This window comes from Klebsiella electrica, assembly GCF_006711645.1.
GTDB classification, from domain to species: domain Bacteria; phylum Pseudomonadota; class Gammaproteobacteria; order Enterobacterales; family Enterobacteriaceae; genus Klebsiella; species Klebsiella electrica.
Map to the genome: position 1 here is coordinate 1,103,640 of NZ_CP041247.1, position 19,549 is coordinate 1,123,188.

The following is a 19,549-nucleotide window of genomic DNA, read 5'->3' on the forward strand; positions in this document are numbered from 1 at the left end:
TGTGCTTTATTGTATTTAATCGATGCGCTCTAAATTGTATTTCTTGATAATGGCGTCATATTTTCCATTGGCTTTTAAGGTGGCTAATGTTGATTTAATGGCGGCCGCCAGTTCGTTATTTCCTTTCGCAATATAAATACCCAGCGGCAACGGGTAGACCAGCCGCGTGGAGCTGATAGCCAGGCGACCACGACTCTTATCGACAATGATTTGCGCCGCCGGGGCGATTTCTAACTGCGCGTTAATGTTTTTCGATAGCAGGGCCTGCGAGGCTTCCGGCGCCGTCGGGAACTCCTGAATGCCGATCGCCGGCTTGCCGTTCTTCAGGCAATACTCATCGGAGTGATTTTTCAGGCTGGCGACCCAGGCGGTGCCCTGTTGCAGTCCCACCTTGACGCCGCAGAGCTCGTCTTCCGTTTTGGGTTGAATCGTGCTGCTCTTGAGGGCAATGATCGACGCGCCGGACAGGGCGTAAGGGATCGCATCGGCCTGTTTCAGGCGCTCCGGCGTGACGTACATGCCGGATATCACCGCGTCATATTTCTTGCCGATGCCTAAAATCAGACTGGTGAATTTGGTGTCGATCAGCTGCGGCTTCGCTTTTAGCTGTTCGGCAATCAGCGCGGCAAACTCCGGATCGAGGCCAACGATGTTGTTGTTGCTGTCATAGGATTCAAACGGCGGATAGGTGACCTCCATGCCGACTTTGAAGACGCCATCGGTCAGCAGTTCAGCTGCCTGGGTCAGCGGAGAAAAGCAAGCGGCGACGGCGATGCCCAAAGCCACACGGCGCGAGAGCGTCTTAAGGGTTTTTTTCATCATGTATCCTCACGGGTTATTAACGGTTTTTTGCTGTGCTTGTTTCTTCAGGTGACCAAAGGTGTGGGTGCCGCGGGCGCGCTCCGGAAGCTGTAGTTCGCCGCGGGTGACTTTCTCACGCAGGTAGCGATAGGTTTGCAGCGCCTGGCTCCACATATGCTCGCCAATGCTTAATTCCTGGTAGTCGCTGGCTTCTCCGGCGGCTAAAAAATTGGGCAACGGCCGGATCAGCGTGTGGTAATCGCAGGCGAAGAACAGCGGGAAGGAGTAGCGTTCCTGCGGTACCTTGCGAACACGGTGGGCTGTAGCAACAAATGTGCCAGCGCTTAATACTTCCAGCATGTCGCCGATATTGATCACGAAAGCCTCTTCACCGGCGGCGCTCTTCACCGGCGGCGCATCGATCCAGACGCTTTCTTCGTTCAGCACTTCCAGGCCCGGCTGGTCGGCGAGCAGCAGGGTGAAGCACTCGTAATCGGTGTGTGCACCAATACCGGGAACATCCTCGGCGCTGGCATCAAAGGGGTAGTGAATCAGGCGCAGCTTGGACGGCGGGCAGGTCACCAGCGCCTTGAAATATCCTTCCTGCAGGCCAAGGGCGAGGGCGAAGGCGTCAAACAGGCGATGGCCGAGGGCGAAAACCGCGTCATAGTAGGCCAGTACCCGGGATTGAAATTCCGCCAGTTCCGGCCACTCGTTGGCACCAATCAGCGGCGTGCCGGCCAGCACAAACGGATGGTCGTCCGCCGCCTGGAAACCAATATCGAACGCCTCTTTATGGTCCGGTTTGCCGGAGCCGTAAATCTCTTCGCCTTCGGGGACGTAGCCTTTATGGCTGCGCGAATGGCCAATGTAGTACTGCATCTTTTGTTCCATCGGCAGGGCGAAGAGCGTTTTGGCCGCCGCGCGGATGCCAGCGATCAGTTCAGGGGCAATACCGTGACCGGTGATATAGAAAAAGCCGACTTCGCGTGCCGCTTTGCCAATCGCATCGGCGACGGCCTGGCGCTTTGCCAGACTGCTGCTGCTCAGGTCGCCAATATCGATGGTCGGTAATTCAGTGAAAGAATTTTTCGCAACGCTCATTTCTGCAGTTCCTTTTCGGTTAACGATAAAAACTCGGCAAAATGCTGCTGTTCATGTGTAGCCATCCACGCATTCAGCGACCACAGGTCGGCCACCGGGACGTTGGTGAACGGTAGATGATGCAGATAGCCATCGGGGCCGAACTCGGGCGTCAGCGTGGTGTGCTGATACCCGCGTCGGCGCTGCGAGTGCCAGATTTGCTGCCAGAAACGCTGCTGAAACTGCAGCGCAGCCTGATATTCCGGGGCCGCCGGATGGGGCACCTGCGGCCCCTGGTCGTAACCGGCGCGGGCCTGAATGTGGTGTACGCGGTCGATAAACGCGCTGAAATCATCGCAGGGGTCATCCAGCAGACGCTCGCTCACCACAAGCCAGTGGCTGATGTCGGCGGTAAACCGCAACTGCGGCAGCTGCTGGATAATCTCGAGAGTCAGCCACGGGCTATACAGCGAGGTGGCGCGATGGGTCTCAAAGCTGCAGGTCAGCTCATAGGCCGCCGCCAGTTCGTGGGCCTTGCCGAGGAAATCCACCTGCTGCGCCAGCGGCCAGCGGTCGTTACCGGCCAGCAGATTAACGAAGCGCGGGTTCAGCGCTTTGGCGTCATCAAAACGACCTTTCAGGCGTTCAAGATGCTGCCGGGGCGTGTCGGCCTGAGCGGGGATCACGCCACCGCCGCTGAACACGATAGCGATATACTCCAGCGCCGATTCCTGCAGGCGTCGGGCCAGCGTCTGCTGCTCTTCCGGGGTCAGCGGTACGCGTGCTTCGATGCCGCCGCAGCCGACGCTTTTCAGCTCGCTGACCGTTTGCTGCCACGGGGTGGTGACGCCCCAAAGCGTACGAAAAACCGTGAGTTGCATGAGCCGAATCCCCTATGGATATTTCACGCCGGGCAGGACGCAGAGCATTTCGTACAGCAGGTTTGCCGCCAACTGGGAGGTGTTGCCGCTGATGTCGTAAGGCGGCGAGACCTCGACCAGATCGCAGCCAATCAGGTTCAGGCCGCGGCAGCCGCGGACGATTTCCAGTGCCTGAATAGATGTCAGGCCGCCAACTTCTGGCGTGCCGGTACCGGGCGCCCAGATAGGGTCGAGGCTGTCGATATCGAAGCTGAGATAGACCGGGCCATTGCCCATCTGCTGGCGGACTTCAGCCATCAGCGGGGCGAGAGACTTGTGCCAGCACTGCTCCGCCTGTACCAGACGAAAACCCTGGTCAACGCCCCACTGGAAGTCGCCGGCGGCGTAACCCTGGGCTCGCTGACCAATCTGCACTACCCGTTTGAGATCCAGCAGACCCTCTTCTACGGCGCGGCGGAAGGTGGTGCCGTGGGCGATTTTTTCCCCGAACATTTCATCATTGGTATCGGTATGCGCATCGACATGAATCAGGCCAACCGGACCATGTTTTTTTGTCAGGGCGCGCAGGATCGGCAGGGTGATGGTGTGATCTCCGCCTAGGGTCAGCGGGATTAGCGGGAAACTATTAAAATCCGTGTAGTAATCCTCGATAATCTGCACCGATTTGAGCAGGTTGTAGGTATTTATCGGTACGTCGCCAATGTCGGCCACCGACAGCGATTCGAAAGGTGCCGCCCCGGTTGCCATGTTATAGGGGCGAATCATCACCGATTCGGCGCGGATATAGCGCGGCCCGTAGCGGGTGCCGGATCGCTGAGAAGTACCGATGTCTAATGGGATGCCGACGAATGCCGCATCAAGTCCCTGTAAATTTTCAATAAACGGCAGGCGCATCATCGTTGCGCGGCCGCCAAAACGTGGCATCTCGTTGCCACCCTGCGGTTGATGAAAGACGTTATCCATTGCAGCTCCTGAATCTGACACACCAATACTCGACAGAGAGATAGTGCGAAAGATGAGCTGGACTTTACATCGTCTGGCGTAAATACTTAGTTCATTTATTGGTGAACTAATCATGCTCAACGACGGCAGTCTCAACATTCGACAGCTGCAGGTTTTTGAGGCGGTGGCGCGCCTGGAAAGCTATAACAGAGCCCAGCAGGAGCTGGGTATTTCGGTATCGGCAATCAGCAACGCGATGTCTCAGCTGGAAGGGCAACTGGGGTTCAGCCTGTGCCAGCGCGGGCGCGGCGGCTTTGCGCTGACCGAGAAAGGGCAGCAGTTTTTACAGCAGGCGATTCGGGTGCTGAGCGAGCTGAACGAGCTGGAGCGCCAGTCGGCGCTGCTGAAAGGCGAGCACAGCGGCACGATTTGTATCTCAACGCTGGACTCGATTGAAACTGAAACCGCGCTGTCGCTGCCGGTGGTCCTGCGTAGCTTCAGCGATAAGTTCCCCCATGTGCATATCAAGCTGATTATCCGCACCCCGGCGGAGCAGCTGAACGGCGTGCTGAACAACCATATCGATTTGGCGATCGGCAGCTACAACTCCCAGGTGCATAACATTATCAGCGAGCCGCTCTATCGCGAGCAGCACTGGCTCTACTGCAGCGATCTTCATCCGATGTTTTTCAGCCGCCAGCTTGATAAAGAGCATATCAGCCAGTGTCCGCTGGTGACCCGCAGCTACTGGAATACCAGCGATCTGCGTCGGCGCGGTTTCAATAAAGGCAGCGCCACCGTGGAAACCGTCGATGCGCAGCTGCTGCTGATTCTCTCAGGGAAATATATCGGCTATCTCCCTGAGCATTACGCCTGGCCGTGGATCAAAGAGAACCGGCTGCGGGTGTTACTGCCTAATGAATTTGGCTTTCAGTCGCCGTTTTCGGCGATCTGCAAACGCGGGCGCAGTAACGAGCCATATCTGAAAGAGTTTCGCAATTTGCTGAAGAAGAATACGGTGGCCAGGCCGAAGTGGAACTATTGAGGGGGGAGTCTGGCGCCCCCGGAGCGCAGCGCGGCAAATGTTGGGTATTGCCGTTTTTCCGCGCCTGTGGCTGAATATTGAACACCCTTAACAGGCATTATTTATCTCCAGAGGAAGGAGCTGAACGATGGCATTTGAAGAGAAGAAGAAAAAAGCGCTTGCGCTGATGGAAGAGAAAAAGATGTGGCGGAGCAACTATGCGCCTCCGCTGCTGCGTCTTTTCTGGAAAGCCGGAGGTAAAATGCCGCCGCCGCCGTTTGCCCCGTTCTGGCTCAATATGCTGTTTTTCGCCGTCTGGTTTGGCCCTTTATGGGGCGTTTTTATGTGGTTCAGCACCTGGCAAAGTGAAGGCTATAGCGCCTCAGGCGCGCTGTTCGCCAGCGCGACCGCCGGGGTCTTATTCGGCTTTTTTATGGCGCTGTTTCATGTCTGGCGTAAGCGCGCCAACAAGCTGCCGGACTGGGATCGTCTGTAGCGATAAACGTGGGCGGTTAAATACCCTGGATGGCGACAGGTGTGGTGCGGAAAGTGTCTTTTAGGCAACGGGTAGCGCGTAGATTGCTTCAAAAAAATGACCGTATTTGTTATATTGTTGTTCATTGCTTATTCACCTCTGCGGTGCCAAAAAGAACAAGATTCACCGCAACCCAGGAAGATAAAATGTTAGATTATCGCTTCCCGACAGCTTTGCAGATGGTTCTCAGCGTAGCGATGGCGGAGCAGTTGGGTCAACGTTCGACGAGTGCGATTCTGGCCTACGGACTGGAAGCCAACCCGAGCTTTATCCGCAAATTAATGGTGCCGCTCACCCGTGACGGTATTATTGTCTCCACGCTGGGACGTAACGGTTCCATTCACCTTGGTCGCCCGGCGGAGAGCATCACCCTGCGTGATATCTACGTGTCGGTGATTGAAGATAAAAAGCTGTGGGCGTCGCGGCCCGATGTGCCGGCCCGCTGCGTGGTCAGCGCCAACGCCTGCTGGTACTTCAAGTCTATCGCCGACGAAGCAGAGCAGGCTTCTCTGGATGTATTAGCCCGCCATACCGTGGCAAGCGCGCTGGAAAAGGTCAAAAAAGGCGATACCAGCGGCTGCGATCTGCTACCGGAACTGGATACTCTGAAAAAAGCGCATTAATCCTGCCGTCAGCGTAAAAACGCCTTCACTCAGAAGGCGTCGCTTGTTGATAAACGCGAGTTTCTTACATTGCCCGGCGGCGCTTCGCTTGCGCGGGCCTACAGAGATTGTGCCATCCCTGGTAGTGCGGGTTTTGTTGGCCAACAGAGCTTGTGTTATTGCTTGATAGTGTGGGTTTTGTAGGCCGGGTCAGGCGTCAGCCGCCACCCGGCAAAACGCGGGTGCGATGTTCAAAACCGCTTTGCCCCCAATGTCCATCTTCATACCGAAGGCGCAGGCTGTTGGCAAAGCGCAAGCGTCTTACATTGCCCGGCGGCGCTTCGCTTGCGCGGGCCTACAGAGCTTGTGCCATCCTTGGTCGCATGGGTTTTGTTGGCCAACAGAAATTGCGTCATTGCTTGATGGTACGGGTTTTATTGGCCAACAGAGCTTGTGTCGTTGCTTGATAGTGTGGGTTTTGTTGGCCAACAGAGGTTGTGTCATTGCTTGATGGTACGGGTTTTGTAGGCCGGGTCAGGCGTCAGCCGCCACCCGGCAAAACGCGGGTGCGATGTTCAAAACCGCTTTGCCCCCAATGTCCATCTTCATACCGAAGGCGCAGGCTGTTGGCAAAGCGCAAGCGTCTTGCATTGCCCGGCGGCGCTTCGCTTGCGCGGGCCTACAGAGCTTGTGCCATCCGTGGTAGTGCGGGTTTTGTTGGCCAACAGAGCTTGTGTTATTGCTTGATAGTGTGGGTTTTGTAGGCCGGGTCAGGCGTCAGCCGCCACCCGGCAAAACGCGGGAGCAATGTTCAAAAGCGGTTTGTCATTCGTTTCCGCCTTCAAGCAGAAGGCGGTTTTTTGTTGTCGGCAGCTGCCTATTCAGGCAGCGCTTCTGGTGCCGGTTTGCCGCGGGTGACCAGCTTACGCAGCGTGACGTAGAACACAGGTGTCAGGAACAGACCAAACAGCGTCACGCCCAGCATCCCGGAGAACACCGTAATCCCGGTGACGCCGCGCACTTCCGCGCCCGCGCCGTGGCCGAGGATCAGCGGAATTGTCCCGGCAATAAAGGCAATGGAGGTCATCACGATCGGACGCAGACGCAGGTGACAGGCTTCCAGCGCCGCTTCCATGATCCCTTTCCCCTGAATTTCCAGCTCGCGAGCAAACTCGACGATCAGGATCGCATTTTTACAGGCCAACCCCATTAACACCACCAGTCCAACCTGTACGAAGACGTTGTTGTCGCCGCCGGTGAGCCAGACGCCAAACAGGGCGGAGAGCAGCGTCATCGGAACGATGAGGATCACCGCCAGCGGCAGCGTCCAGCTTTCATACAGCGCCGCCAGCACCAGGAACGCCAGCAGTACCGCCACCGGGAAGACAATCAGCGCGGTGTTGCCCTGGGTGGCCTGCTGGAAGCTCAGATCCGTCCATTCGATGTTCATGCCGTTCGGCAACAGCTGGCCGGACATGGCGGCCAGTTTGCTCATCGCCTGAGCGGAAGAGAGCACCCGAGGATCGGCGTCGCCGATCAGATCCGCCGCCGGATAGCCGTTGTAGCGGATCACCGGATCCGGCCCGTAGGTCGTGCTGATATTGACCATACTGCCGATCGGCACCATTTCACCCTGGTTATTCCGGGTGCGCAGATTAGCAATATCCTCCACGCTGTCGCGGAACGGCCCGTCGGCCTGCGCCATGACGCGCCAGGTTCGGCCGAACTGGTTAAAGTCGTTCACATAGGAAGAGCCCAGGTAGGTTTGCAGCGTACCGAACAGATCGGTCAGCGAGACGCCCTGCGCTTTCGCCTTGTCGCGATCGACCTGCACATCCAGCTGCGGTACGTTTGCCTGATAGGCTGAAATAGGGAAATGCATCCCCGGTGTCTGCATGATCGCTCCGGACAGGGTATTCACCGCCGTTTGCAGCGCGCCATAGCCTAAGCCCCCTCGATCCTGAATATACAGCGAGTAACCGGAACCCTGGCCGAGGCCGAGAATCGGCGGCGGCAGGATAGAGAAGCCAAAGCCTTGCTGGATTTGCGCGATTTTGGCATTGATCTCGGCGTTAATTTCCGCTGCGGAATGTTTACGCTGATCGAACGGCTTCAGGCCAAAAAATACCGTGCCGGTGTTCGGCGTATTGGTGAATTGCAGCGCGTTAAGCCCCGGAAACGCCACCGCATAATCCACGCCTTCAGTGTTCATCCCGATTTCGCTCATCTTACGGATGACCGCGTCGGTGCGGGCCAGCGAAGAACCTTCCGGCATTTTCACGCCGCCTATCAGGTAGAGCTTATCCTGGGTGGGAATAAACCCGCCCGGCACGGCTTTAAACATCACGCCGGCGGCGCCGAGCAGCAGCAGGTAAACAATAAACACGGCGCCACGTCGTCCGAGCGTTTTGCCAACCAGCCCCTGGTAACCGTGCGAGCTGCGATGGAAGAAGCGGTTGAACGGACGGAACAGCCAGCCGAACAGGCGATCGATAAGCCGGGTCGGGAGGTCTCTCGGCGCGCCGTGCGGCTTCAGCAACAGGGCTGCCAGCGCCGGGGAGAGGGTCAGCGAGTTGATGGCCGAGATCACCGTCGAAATCGCGATCGTCACCGCAAACTGTTTATAGAACTGCCCGGTTACGCCGGAGAGGAAGGCCATCGGCACGAATACTGCGCACAGCACCAGGGCGATAGCGATAATCGGCCCGGACACTTCACGCATCGCCTGGTGCGCCGCCTGCAGAGGGGCGAGCCCCTCCTCGATATTGCGCTCGACGTTTTCCACCACCACAATCGCGTCGTCCACCACGATCCCAATGGCGAGGACCAGGCCGAACAGGCTCAGGGTGTTAAGCGAGAAGCCAAGCAGGTAGAGAATACCGAACGTCCCCACCACCGAGACCGGTACGGCAATCAGCGGAATAATCGATGCGCGCCAGGTTTGCAGGAACAGGATCACCACCAGTACTACCAGCACTACCGCTTCGAGCAGGGTTTGCACCACCGCGCGAATGGAGTCGCGCACAAAAACGGTGGGGTCGTAAGGGGCGGCCCACTTCATGTCTTCCGGGAAACGCGTGGACAGTTCGTCCATTTTGGCGCGTACCGCATTCGACAAATCAATGGCGTTGGCCCCCGGCGACTGGAAGATGCCGATCCCGACCGCATCTTTATTGTTAAGCTGGGAACGCAGCGCGTAGCTGCCCGACCCCATTTCGATGCGCGCCACGTCGCGCAGACGGACCAGCGAACCATCCTGGGCCGTTTTGAGAATGATATTGCCGAACTCTTCTTCCGTGTGCAGACGACCCTGGGCGTTAATCGAGATCAGGAAGTCGCTCTCTTTCGGCAGCGGCTCGGCGCCAAGCTGCCCGGCGGAGACCTGCACGTTTTGCTCCTGCATCGCCGTCACCACATCGGAGGCGGTCAACCCACGTGCGGCGACCTTATTCGGATCCAGCCAGATTCGCATGGCGTATTCGCCGGCACCAAAAATCTGGATTTGGCCGACGCCGGGCAGGCGCGCCAGTTCATCCTTCACTTTTAAGGTGGCGTAGTTACGCATATACAGCGAATCGTATTTACCGTTGGGCGAAAACAGATGCACCACCAGGGTGAGCGTCGGCGACTGTTTCTGGGTAGTGATCCCCAGACGGCGTACATCTTCCGGCAGACGCGCTTCGGCCTGTGATACCCGGTTTTGTACCTGAACCTGCGCCTGATCGGGGTCGGTGCCCGGGCGGAAGGTGACGGTGGTAACCAGTACGCCGTCGGAGCCGGCGACGGACTTCATGTACATCATGTTTTCGACGCCGTTGATCGCTTCTTCCAGCGGCGTCGCCACGGTCTCGGCGATTACTTTCGGGTTGGCACCCGGATACTCCGCGCGTACCTGCACACTCGGCGGCACCACGTCAGGGTATTCGCTGACCGGTAGCAGCGGGATGGCGATGAGCCCGGTAATAAAAATCAAAATCGACAGCACCGCGGCAAAAATCGGCCTGTCGATAAAAAAGCGGGAAAAGTCCATGCGTCGGATTCTCAGGTCAAGGGATCAATTGAGGGCAGTGCTGGCGGTCATCGCCACGGTTTTCGCGTTAACCGGCATTCCGGGCATAAACACTTTTTGTAATCCTTCGACGATGACTTTATCGCCAGGATTCAGCCCCTGCTGGACGATGCGTAAACCGGCGGCCAGGCGACCCGGCTTGATATCGCGGCGCTGCGCTTTACCCTCTTTATCAACGATATAAACGTATTTGCGGTCCTGATCGGTCAGTACCGCTTTGTCGTCGATTAGCGTGGCCTGGAATTCGGCGCTGCCCGGCAGGCGCACGCGGGCAAACAGGCCCGGTATGAACTGACGCTGGCTGTTATCCAGCAGCGCGCGCATACGGATAGTGCCGGTGCTCGGCGTTAGCTGATTATCGAGGAAATCCACTTTTCCCTGATGGGGATAGCCGTCCTCACCGACAAGACCCATCTCAACCGGCAGCGCAAGATGATTGCTGGCCGCCCCCTGGCCGCTGCGGGCGAGGTTTTGATAGTGAAGATAGGTTGATTCATCGACATCAAAATAGACGTAGACCGTCTTCTGCGAGACCACCGTTGTCAGCACGCTGGCACTGTCACCCGCGGTCACCAGGTTACCGCTGGTGATCAGCGCGCGGCTGGCGCGACCATCGATAGGGGCGGTCACTTTGGTGAAGTCAAGGTTAAGCTGAGCGGCATCCACGGCGGCCTGTGCAGCCTGGATGTCGGCCTGCGCCTGGGTCGCGGCGGAACGGCGCTGCTCCCACTCTTCACGGGATACCACGTTGCTGTTGATTAATTTGTCGGTACGGCTGGCCTCGCTGCGCGCCAGGCTGGCCTGTGTTTTGGCTCTTGCCAGCGTTGCCTGCGCCTGCTCGAGGGCGGCGCGATAGGTTCTGTCATCGATAGTGAATAGCACCTCGCCCTTTTTCACTTCCTGGCCGTCGGTGTAGTTCACTTTTTCAATGTAGCCGGAGACGCGTGGGCGGAGCTGAACGCTTTCTACCGCTTCAATTCGGCCGTTAAAGCTGTCCCACTGGCTAATGGATTTCACCACTACGTCAGCGGCGCTGACGGCAGGGGCCTGCGGTGCGGCGTTTTGCGCCGCGCTGTTATCGCAGCTGGCAAGCAGCATGGCGATGACTGCGCTCCCCAGTCCGCGTAGATAAAAGTTAACCCAGGTTTTTTTCAGGCTCATTATTTTTATTCCGGTAATTGTTGCCGCCGGGCAAGACGCAGCGAAGGACGCTGCGCAACTTCCTGTGCCCGGGCTGGCTTAAGGCCATTTGTGCCGTTCATCGCCACAAAACTGTAACAGTTGCGAATACACTATCGCGGCGATTGTAGGAAGGCGCTTAACTAAGTGCAAGAATAATTGTTGCACTTTATGTGCTGTTTCCGTTGAGCGAAAAAGACACATTTCAGGCAGGGATTTTAATGTAACAATAAAACTTGCAATTTATGCCAAAGCAGGTCACTTTTAAATGCAATAGATAAAGATACTTTTATTAACAGCCCAGGGGAACCCGATATGAACACTGGCGCTTTTGTACACGATTTACTTGACTGGATTGATAATAACCTTGAAAGCCGCCTCGATATTGACACGGTCTCCCGGCGGGCAGGCTATTCGAAGTGGCATCTTCAGCGGATATTCAAAGAACATACCGGCCACCCCATCGGCGAATACATCCGCGCCCGGAAGCTGCAAAAATCGCTTGAGCGCTTAACCCTCAGCGACGAGCCGATCCTCAACGTGGCCATCGCGCTGGGTTTCGACTCTCAGCAATCCTTCAATCGCAGTTTCAAGCGCCAGTATGGCCAGGCGCCGGGAGTCTGGCGCCGCAGCATGGGGACGGCTGCATCGTGCCAGCGTTCCACATGAATCCCTGAATAACCTGACGCCGGAGGAATACCGGCTGATGGCAGATCTCAAAAAGTGCGTGGAACTAAAACGGGTGTGCTTAGAATGAAGCATTCTACGAAGTAACACGCCTTTTGGCGTGATTTCGTGGCGAGCGCAATGAACGTTACTGTGAAGAGTTTTATGATGAAGATGAATGGCAAGAGTCTGAACAGGTCATTCGTGAAATTGAAATTAAGACAGAAAAAATTAAGCTGAGGCAATCCGAAGCCGTGGATTACGATGAACCAGAAGCAGCCCAAAGTACAAACTTGCCATTAGGGCGGAGTATTTTCGATGATGTTGACGAGTAAACACCTGGAAAAATCCCTGGTAACCTGAATTGCATGTTTAGAGAGGCGACGATTTTAAATGCAACATGAAAACACGCTGTAATTTTATAGCCAGTTTTCAGTTTTGGTTAGTATTGATTAAATTCAGGTGGTGAATGTATTTTCTTTAATTATGCGCAAGAAGAATGTATTTTTAACCTGGATGCAATTATAAATGATTTAATTGTCTTTTCGGCTATTTTTAAGATTATTTTAAATTCCGCCTGTGACAAGGTTTGTGAGGTGGAAATATCAATATGGTTACATTTTGTAACATCCGTCTCATTGCCTGCCCGATTGGGCATAAATACCATCACTGGCAATAAACCTCATTCTGATAATGGACATAGCTGCGTGGTGCCAACTGCTCCCGGAACGGATATTCAGGTAAAACCCATCACTTCTGCATTCATTGATAATATATTTCAGGATACGTGGATCCTCGCTTTAGCCATCAAAAATATTCCCGGCGTTGTTGTCGATAAAGCTCTTTATCAGCACTGCGTCAAAATGGTTGAGCGAGTGCAGGAAAAACTCTACAGCGCAGGCGCATCCGATATTCTTGCCGATGAAATCAAGTTCGCACATTGCGTATTTCTCGATGAGGCTGTGATGACTCAACCAGATACTGATGTTTCAGTCTGGTGGGCTGAAACACCGCTTCAGGGCATATTTATGGAGGATCTGCACGGTGGTGAAGTTTTTTATGAAAATATCAAAAAGCTGCTACGCGGATCCTCTCCTTCGGAAGCGGTTATTACCTGTTATCACCGTATGCTGATGCTGGGTTACAGAGGGAAGTTTATCCACGATGATGGCGAACAAAACGAGGAACGGCAATCGTTACTGAAGCAGTTGGGGGAGTTGTTACCCGCAGTCAAAGGCAAAATCAACACGCCTGTCTTTATTCGCAACCGTCGTCAGGACATTCGTTTTTGGCGGCGTTCGCCGTGGGTGATGCAACTTTTGGGATTACTGGTGATTGTGGCCGTGTCCTGTGCGATGAGCACCCATCTGTACTATTTGCTCGGGCAGTGGTTCACGCTGAGCTGATAACAACTGACCAGGGAGAAAGCAGGTCATGAGCGAAAATACGTTTACCCTTCAGGGGAGCAAGATTCCGGTCTACAACCACTACCAGCTGAAAGTGCCGGAGCTGCAAAAACAACGCCCGGACATTCAACTGTCGGTGCTGCGTTTCAGCGGTGAAGAAGTCCTGAATACCCCGTGGCGCTACTCGATTGAGCTGACCAGTGCGACTCCCGATATTCCTGCTGATGTGCTGATCAACACCACGGCACAACTTCTGTTTTACCCGGACGGTAAACCCTGGCAGGCCGTCAGTCCTCGCGTCATGCGCGGAGTCATCACGTCTTTCCAGCAGTGCGAACGTTCTGCCGATACCACGCGCTATGTGGTGGTGCTGGAAGCCAGCCTGGCATTGCTGCGGAACAGCCTGAGCTACGCGGTGTACCAGAATAAAAGCGTCATTGGGGCTGTCGAAGATATCCTGAAGCGCTGGGAGTTCTCCAGCCTCGACTACCGTTATCAGCTGAACACGCAGTACCCGGTGCGCGATTTTTTTATCTCCTATGCCGAAAGCGATCTGGCCTTTATTCAGCGTCATCTGTCCCGCGTTGGCGTGTTCTACTACTTTGCATGGGATGATGAAAATCACCGTGATGTTCTGGTGCTGGGAGATTCCGGGTACGCCTTTACTGATGGTCCTGAGATCGCCTTCCGTCATCCTTCAGGCCTGTTTGATGGTGGCCTGGAATCGCTGTGGGATGTGACGGTCAATCGGCATTCGGTTGCCGGACAGACGCGGGTGAACGATGAATATTACCGCGAAGCCCAGAGTGATATGCAGGCGCAGCTGGAAACCGGTCTGGGTAAACCAGCGCTTACCGGCGAAGAATACCGTTATGGCGAAAATTACAAAGAGCAGGGAAGGCAGGCCGCAGAACAGCCGGAGCAGGGCCGCTGGTTCGTTAAACGCCGTCGTGAACGCCTGGTAACAGAACAGGTTGTCTTTGACGGTAAATCGAACGGCATGGATATCCGACCGGGGATGATTATCCATCCACAGGGTAAAAGCTGGGAGGATGCACCGGACGGGTTGTTAGTGGTATCGACGTCATCTCAGCGCGTTTCCCGCGATACGGCCTACATCATCAGCTTTACTGCCGTTCCCAATCGTCAGCACCTCTCGTATCGTCCTCCGTTGCTGGCCCGGCCACACATCGCCGGTACGCTGCTCGCCAGGGTGACAAGCCCGGTAGAAAATGCGCAGTATGCCGAACTGGATGAAACCGGGCGCTACCGGGTGCGATTCCAGTTTGACCTCAACACCACCTGGCAGGCCGGTTTTGAAAGCCTTCCTGTGCGTCTGGCAAAACCTTACGCCGGGAACGCTTACGGCTGGCATTTCCCGCTGATTGCCGGAACAGAGGTGATGATTGCCTTCACCAACGGCGATCCTGACAGGCCGTACATCCTCTGCGCCATGCATGATTCCCGGCATGAAGATCACGTCAATCTCTATAACTATCAGCGTAACGTGTTGAGAACTCCTGCGAACAACAAACTGAGATTTGAGGATCGGCGCGGGGCAGAGCACGTTAAAATTTCGACGGAATATGGCGGTAAGAGCCAGCTGACACTCGGCCATATCGTTGACAGTTCACGTCACAAACGCGGTGAAGGTTTTGAGCTGCGCACTGACAGTACCGGCACACTCCGCGCCGGTAAAGGGCTGTTCCTGACCGCCGATGCCCAGGCTACGGCCACCGGTCAGGTGCTGGAAATGTCTCCGGCGATAAGCCTGGTGAAAGGAGCCATCAGCCAGATGGCCGACTGGCACACTATCACGCAGTCACATCACAACCTTCAGCCTGATGCCACACACCTGAAGCGCCAGCCAGCGTTGAAACACAGCTGCCGGAACTGCCGAAATCGGTGTGTAAGGACTGCCTGAAGAAAGCGCAGGAAGCCGCCGCCGCCTTCGCGGCGCGAGGATAAGGACAGGTCATGACAACGACACCGCCGATAACGCTCAAAAAGCACATGCTCTGGATGCAACAGGCTGAATCCCTCTGTTCCGCAGCCGGGCAGGATTATATCGATGTTCTGGTAGACCAGGCCGGAACCGACCAGCCGCTGCAAAATGCCCTGCGCCAGTTATCGCCAGAGGCGCTCTGGTTTGAGTTGTTCGAAGGAACCCCGGAAGGGGGAACGCTGGAGTATTCCCCGGTCGTCATGCGTCTGCATTTTGCTGTGACGAGTCACCGGATGTGGCTGGAACAGCTGCTGGAATACTTCTCGGACTCGCCGCGCCTGACACTGCTGATCTCCCCCCTGGCCTTTGATCTGCTGTGCCGCCACTTGCAGGCCTTGTCGCAGGTGCAGTGGGAGGAACAAACCGGCCTGCTGCGGTACTACGATAACCGCGTATTCCCATCGTTGCTTGCCCATGTCCTCACCGTAGAACAACAGGCCGCGTTTACGGATATTGCGCTGTTCTGGGGCTGGAGAGACAGAGACGGCGAGATCGTCTGGAAGTCAGGCAGTTTCTTACCGACGCGCACGCTGGCCGATGAGCCGGAACTGAGCCGGGTTGATGATGCTCAGGTTGACCTGATGGGTTGCATCGGTGATGCCGAAACGCTGATGAAAGAAAAAAGCGTCAGCAATCTCAGCCGGGAAAGTCATTTTGCGCACTGCCTGAATATCGCTTTCAACGCTAACGAAGCAGGGTATTTCGGTGAGTTGAGTGCTTATACGGAGAATGTGGAATGAAAAACAGGATGATGAAAAAAGCGCTATTTACCATTTTGGCTGTCGCTACCGCAACATCATTGACGGGGTGCGGTACGCTAGGCCGAGGTGGTAGCTATGAACAAACATATCGCGGAGTTGATACCGATAAGAAGGAAATATCTAACGCTTTCTTATGGCTACCGTCGCTCGGGTTGTGGCCTCTTTTTCATATTATTTCGCTGCCGCTTGATGCTGTCATCGATACGATATTGTTACCCGTCGATCTCTCTCTCAAACCTACGCCAGCAGAAGATCATACGCAGGCATCAATAACCATGCCCGTGTTTGCCGTTAACATGACGAACACCCCCGATTTCAATTACACCATTCAAAACAAGCGATCAGGTGAAGTCCTGACGAAAGGAACAACCAGTAAAATTCCCCAAACGGGCAGTAAGTCACCAACGCTTGATATTGTTTCAGTGCTGACACGGAGTAACCCGTCGCCACGTATCGACTCCGTAGATATTAAATGGCAAGCCTCCCAGCCAACGCCGCTCAGCAATAACTCCAGTGCTGCAACTACTTTTGTTGAGACACGAACCCCTACGGATGATCTCCGTGGCTCGGGGAGCATCATTGCGCTGTTTATGCCTTGCAACACAGTAGTGGTGATCAACTCAGAACGTCCTTTTTATAACGCTGATTTTATTAATCAAAAAGCAATACAGGATAGCTACAAGCAGTTGACGAACATGGCTGAACATTCGCACTGTGCTCAGGCGGCGCTGGTTAACCCGGCTATAGAACATACATGGAAATAATGGGGAAGGGAGCATTCTGAAATGAACATTAATCGCATGCTTAAGCTGAGTTTAGCGTTTCTGATTGTCTTGATATCAGGGTGCTCTCAGGCCAAAGGTGATGAGGGGTATACCTCGGGAGATTTACGAGCAGTCAATCATATTGATGGCATTGGAATCAATGGTTTTTCTGTAAATGGGTATCATGTTCCAGGTTTGGGCGGTGGTTACTGCTGTATTCAACTTCCGGAAAAATGGAACTCAGGATTAAAAGCTCACATCGAGTGGGAAGTTGACCCGAATCCAAATGTCATTTTGCCTCCATTAGGCACTGGTGAGTTCCGTAAAGCATATGCGTTTCATAAAGCTAAATATCAACAGCACAGCGCTATTGTTGATATCCCCCAATACGGCAAAGAGCGCTGCGGTTTAACAGTGCACTTTCTGCCCTGTAACCAGGTGAGAGTGACAACGGTTTGCTCAGGATACGGTACGCCAAATTATCCGATCAAAGAGCCTCTGAATATGAAGGAGCCTGCATCATGTCCGGTGAAATGAGTTTAGCGAATCCCTGTTGGGCACCGCCGTTATTTCCAGAGGTCGGGCGTTTACCGTTGAGTGAGCAGCAGGTTAATGCCAATTATAAAAAGCAGATATTGGAAGAACAGAAGTATAAAACACGGTTGGGTGAGCCGGCGGGGCGCAGAGCGACCTTTACCTGCTGTCGTAGTCTGCATATCAGCCTGTTTTTTGATGGCACGGGTAATAACGAACATAACGACACCAATAGCATTCCGGCGCATCCCACTAATATCGCAAAACTCTACCATGCAACCTATCAGGATGCAGAAAGAGATGGCTATTTTCGCTACTATATTCCGGGAGTGGGCACTCCTTTCCCTAAAATTGGCGAAATAGATTATAGCGATGATGGCCTGAAATACGCCACCGGTGGGGAAAATCGTATTAACTGGGCGCTGTTAAGACTGGTTGATGCGCTAAGCTACGCAATCACTAAGGGCGCTAAACGCCTTGACGACGGTGTAGCCAAAGGGATGCTGCCGGGAATGTGTGCGCATGCTCCGTTTTCGGGGGAGGTGAACCGTCGCAACGCCATCAATCCACTGTTGAAAACGCTGGAAGCTCAGGCCAAAGAGAGCCAACAACCTCATCTGCTGTGCGTTAAGCTGTTTATCTATGGTTTTTCACGCGGCGCGGCGGAAGCCCGAACCTTTATTAACTGGCTGACGCAGTTGCCTGCTCCCGATAAAGCAGTCGGAAACCAACCTATCACGCTGGCTGGATTGCCGGTCAGCATCGAGTTTGTCGGCTTACTGGATACGGTCGCGTCGGTCGGGGCGGCTCATATCGTGCCTGGAGCCGCAGGCCATATGGGCTGGGCGGATGATACTCAGCCCCTTCCCGATGAAGCAAAATTCCCCGGATTGATTAAATGTTGCCGTCATTTTGTTGCCGCGCATGAGCAGCGCTTGTGTTTCCCGCTGGACTCTATTCGCCGGGCTGATGATGGTAGCTATCCCTCCTATTCTCACGAGGCGATTTATCCCGGTATGCATTCGGATGTTGGGGGCGGCTATCCACCGGGCGATCAGGGCAAATCCCTTAACGGTACAGAGGAAGTGCTATCCCAAATTGTTCTTCATGATATGTATGCAGCGGCGTTTGAGGCCGGTGCGCCATTAGCGGTTCTACCTAAAAGTATCACTGCGCTTATAAAAGACATTTCACCGTCGCGAACAATGTCGCCTGAATCACAAGGAGAGTTCGACTTCAGTAAAACACTGGTCAAACGTTTCAATATCTGGCGACAAACCCTGCTTAATACGACTTTGCAGGGTAATGAGGAAGACGCGGATAATAACGGCGGCTACCGCCCCTACCAGCTTTCCCAGACCCTTGAAAGCGCTGTCATCGAGCAGATTGGCTGGATCACCGCGTGGCGTATTGGCCGCTATGCCAATGGCAGCGTACTGGCTCAGAATTTCTTCGATAAAGCCCCACAGTTGAAAATTCCAGAGCTGGAAGACGAAAAAGTCGCACATGATGCGGAAGTGAAAAAGCTGGCTGATCGCCGCGCTGAAGCAAAAAAAATGCGAAAGCCGCTGGATGAGAGCTTGCAGGGCAAGCCTGGCCTCGACCCGACCAATGCGCAGTACCAGTTGCGTGAAGCCGCCCGTGAGTTCCAGCACGATTACAAAGACTGGGTGCGGGATATCAATGGGCAAAGCGTCTGGGATAAACCCCTTCAGATAGCGCTGGACGTTATCCCTAAACACGCTGTTTTCCTGATTAATGGCGATGATGAAGCCGCTGAATATGAGGAAATGAAAGCAGACGGCAACCGGTTATACCCGCAGCTGTTCACCGATAAGCTGGGTACGGGAATCCGCACCCAGCCCCGTGCCGAGTTACTGGCTCTCTACGATGAGCAGATCCACGACTCCCGCGCCTGGTTTATGCAAAGCACCCTGGGTGGCCGTGAACCCTGGGGCGGCTATTTCCGCTATCGCATGATCTACTGTGGCAACAAGGCCAATAAAAAACTGCAACTGATCTCCGTGGAGGGCAAAGTCGTTGGCGCACAGCCAACCTCTAACCGGGTTGTGTATCTGGTTGAGCCAAAGTCGGCCTACAAAGGTGAAGCCCATAAGGTGACGGATCTGGCTACAGGTTCGACGCAGACTCTTACCGCCGGTGCGCAGTCGGCAGCAGGGTATGAACCCGGCAGCGTAGCGTCACAGACTCGCTCAGACACCATTAATGAACAGCATCAGGCGATGATGAGTTCCTCCATCGATATGCTTAAAGCCTCGGGGGTGAAAGTCCTGTGA

General features: G+C 54.8%; 16 protein-coding genes and 1 pseudogene. 11 read left to right on the plus strand and 6 right to left on the minus strand.

Annotation, left to right across the window (positions count from 1 at the left end):
- Positions 1-15: 15 nt before the first annotated feature.
- The 4 genes from Electrica_RS05345 to speB are packed head-to-tail and all read right to left on the minus strand — an operon-like array spanning position 16 to position 3,728.
- Positions 16-819 carry an ABC transporter substrate-binding protein gene (locus Electrica_RS05345; RefSeq protein WP_131048880.1) on the minus strand — a complete coding sequence of 268 codons (804 nt, stop codon included), beginning with the start codon at positions 817-819 and terminating at the stop codon, positions 16-18.
- Positions 820-828: 9 nt separating this feature from the next.
- Entirely contained in the window at positions 829-1,905 is a 1,077-nt protein-coding gene (locus tag Electrica_RS05350) for an isopenicillin N synthase family dioxygenase (RefSeq protein ID WP_141963798.1), read from the minus strand.
- Positions 1,902-2,765 (minus strand): sugar phosphate isomerase/epimerase family protein, encoded by an 864-nt coding sequence (locus tag Electrica_RS05355; protein WP_131048878.1) that lies wholly within the window; start codon positions 2,763-2,765, stop codon positions 1,902-1,904. Before Electrica_RS05355 ends, Electrica_RS05350 begins: the two co-directional genes overlap by 4 nt.
- 12 nt (positions 2,766-2,777) lie before the next feature.
- Positions 2,778-3,728, minus strand: a complete 951-nt coding sequence (speB, locus tag Electrica_RS05360; RefSeq protein WP_141963799.1) for an agmatinase — start codon at positions 3,726-3,728, stop codon at positions 2,778-2,780.
- Between the two features lie 112 nt (positions 3,729-3,840).
- Here speB and Electrica_RS05365 point away from each other — a divergent pair, with 112 nt between their 5' ends.
- The 3 genes from Electrica_RS05365 to Electrica_RS05375 all read left to right on the plus strand — a co-directional run bounded on the left by Electrica_RS05365 (position 3,841) and on the right by Electrica_RS05375 (position 5,889).
- Complete coding sequence (locus tag Electrica_RS05365; RefSeq protein ID WP_100685847.1) at positions 3,841-4,752, plus strand: LysR family transcriptional regulator; 912 nt, start codon at positions 3,841-3,843, stop codon at positions 4,750-4,752.
- Positions 4,753-4,879: 127 nt separating this feature from the next.
- Entirely contained in the window at positions 4,880-5,227 is a 348-nt protein-coding gene (locus Electrica_RS05370) for a DUF6404 family protein (RefSeq protein ID WP_141963800.1), read from the plus strand.
- A 185-nt stretch (positions 5,228-5,412) separates the two neighbouring features.
- A complete protein-coding gene (locus Electrica_RS05375; RefSeq protein ID WP_100685849.1) occupies positions 5,413-5,889 on the plus strand; it encodes an RrF2 family transcriptional regulator in 477 nt (158 codons plus the stop codon).
- 856 nt (positions 5,890-6,745) lie between these two features.
- Here Electrica_RS05375 and oqxB read toward each other — a convergent pair.
- Both oqxB and Electrica_RS05385 read right to left on the minus strand, forming a co-directional pair.
- The gene (oqxB, locus tag Electrica_RS05380; protein WP_141963801.1) at positions 6,746-9,898 is read right to left on the minus strand and encodes a multidrug efflux RND transporter permease subunit OqxB; all 3,153 of its coding nucleotides are present in this window, start codon (positions 9,896-9,898) and stop codon (positions 6,746-6,748) included.
- Between the two features lie 24 nt (positions 9,899-9,922).
- Positions 9,923-11,098 (minus strand): efflux RND transporter periplasmic adaptor subunit, encoded by a 1,176-nt coding sequence (locus Electrica_RS05385; protein ID WP_131048874.1) that lies wholly within the window; start codon positions 11,096-11,098, stop codon positions 9,923-9,925.
- A 333-nt stretch (positions 11,099-11,431) separates the two neighbouring features.
- Here Electrica_RS05385 and Electrica_RS05390 point away from each other — a divergent pair, with 333 nt between their 5' ends.
- From Electrica_RS05390 to Electrica_RS05430, 8 genes and pseudogenes are all read left to right on the plus strand, one after another.
- Positions 11,432-11,785 (plus strand): helix-turn-helix domain-containing protein, encoded by a 354-nt coding sequence (locus Electrica_RS05390; RefSeq protein WP_141963803.1) that lies wholly within the window; start codon positions 11,432-11,434, stop codon positions 11,783-11,785.
- Positions 11,775-11,853, plus strand: a pseudogene (locus Electrica_RS28635) (integrase); the annotation flags it as partial. The gene Electrica_RS05390 and the pseudogene Electrica_RS28635, both read left to right, overlap by 11 nt.
- 525 nt (positions 11,854-12,378) lie before the next feature.
- A complete protein-coding gene (tssL, locus tag Electrica_RS05405) occupies positions 12,379-13,188 on the plus strand; it encodes a type VI secretion system protein TssL, short form (protein WP_167686220.1) in 810 nt (269 codons plus the stop codon).
- Positions 13,189-13,216: 28 nt separating this feature from the next.
- Entirely contained in the window at positions 13,217-15,112 is a 1,896-nt protein-coding gene (locus Electrica_RS05410; RefSeq protein ID WP_141963805.1) for a type VI secretion system Vgr family protein, read from the plus strand.
- Between the two features lie 53 nt (positions 15,113-15,165).
- Entirely contained in the window at positions 15,166-15,933 is a 768-nt protein-coding gene (locus tag Electrica_RS05415; protein WP_141963806.1) for a DUF4123 domain-containing protein, read from the plus strand.
- Positions 15,930-16,718: a YceK/YidQ family lipoprotein gene (locus Electrica_RS05420; protein WP_208764237.1), complete on the plus strand. Its 789-nt coding sequence runs from the start codon at positions 15,930-15,932 to the stop codon at positions 16,716-16,718. The genes Electrica_RS05415 and Electrica_RS05420 overlap by 4 nt, the downstream gene beginning before the upstream one ends.
- A gap of 21 nt (positions 16,719-16,739) precedes the next feature.
- Positions 16,740-17,255: a DUF3304 domain-containing protein gene (locus tag Electrica_RS05425; RefSeq protein WP_141963807.1), complete on the plus strand. Its 516-nt coding sequence runs from the start codon at positions 16,740-16,742 to the stop codon at positions 17,253-17,255.
- Positions 17,240-19,549 carry a T6SS phospholipase effector Tle1-like catalytic domain-containing protein gene (locus tag Electrica_RS05430; RefSeq protein WP_141963808.1) on the plus strand — a complete coding sequence of 770 codons (2,310 nt, stop codon included), beginning with the start codon at positions 17,240-17,242 and terminating at the stop codon, positions 19,547-19,549. The genes Electrica_RS05425 and Electrica_RS05430 overlap by 16 nt, the downstream gene beginning before the upstream one ends.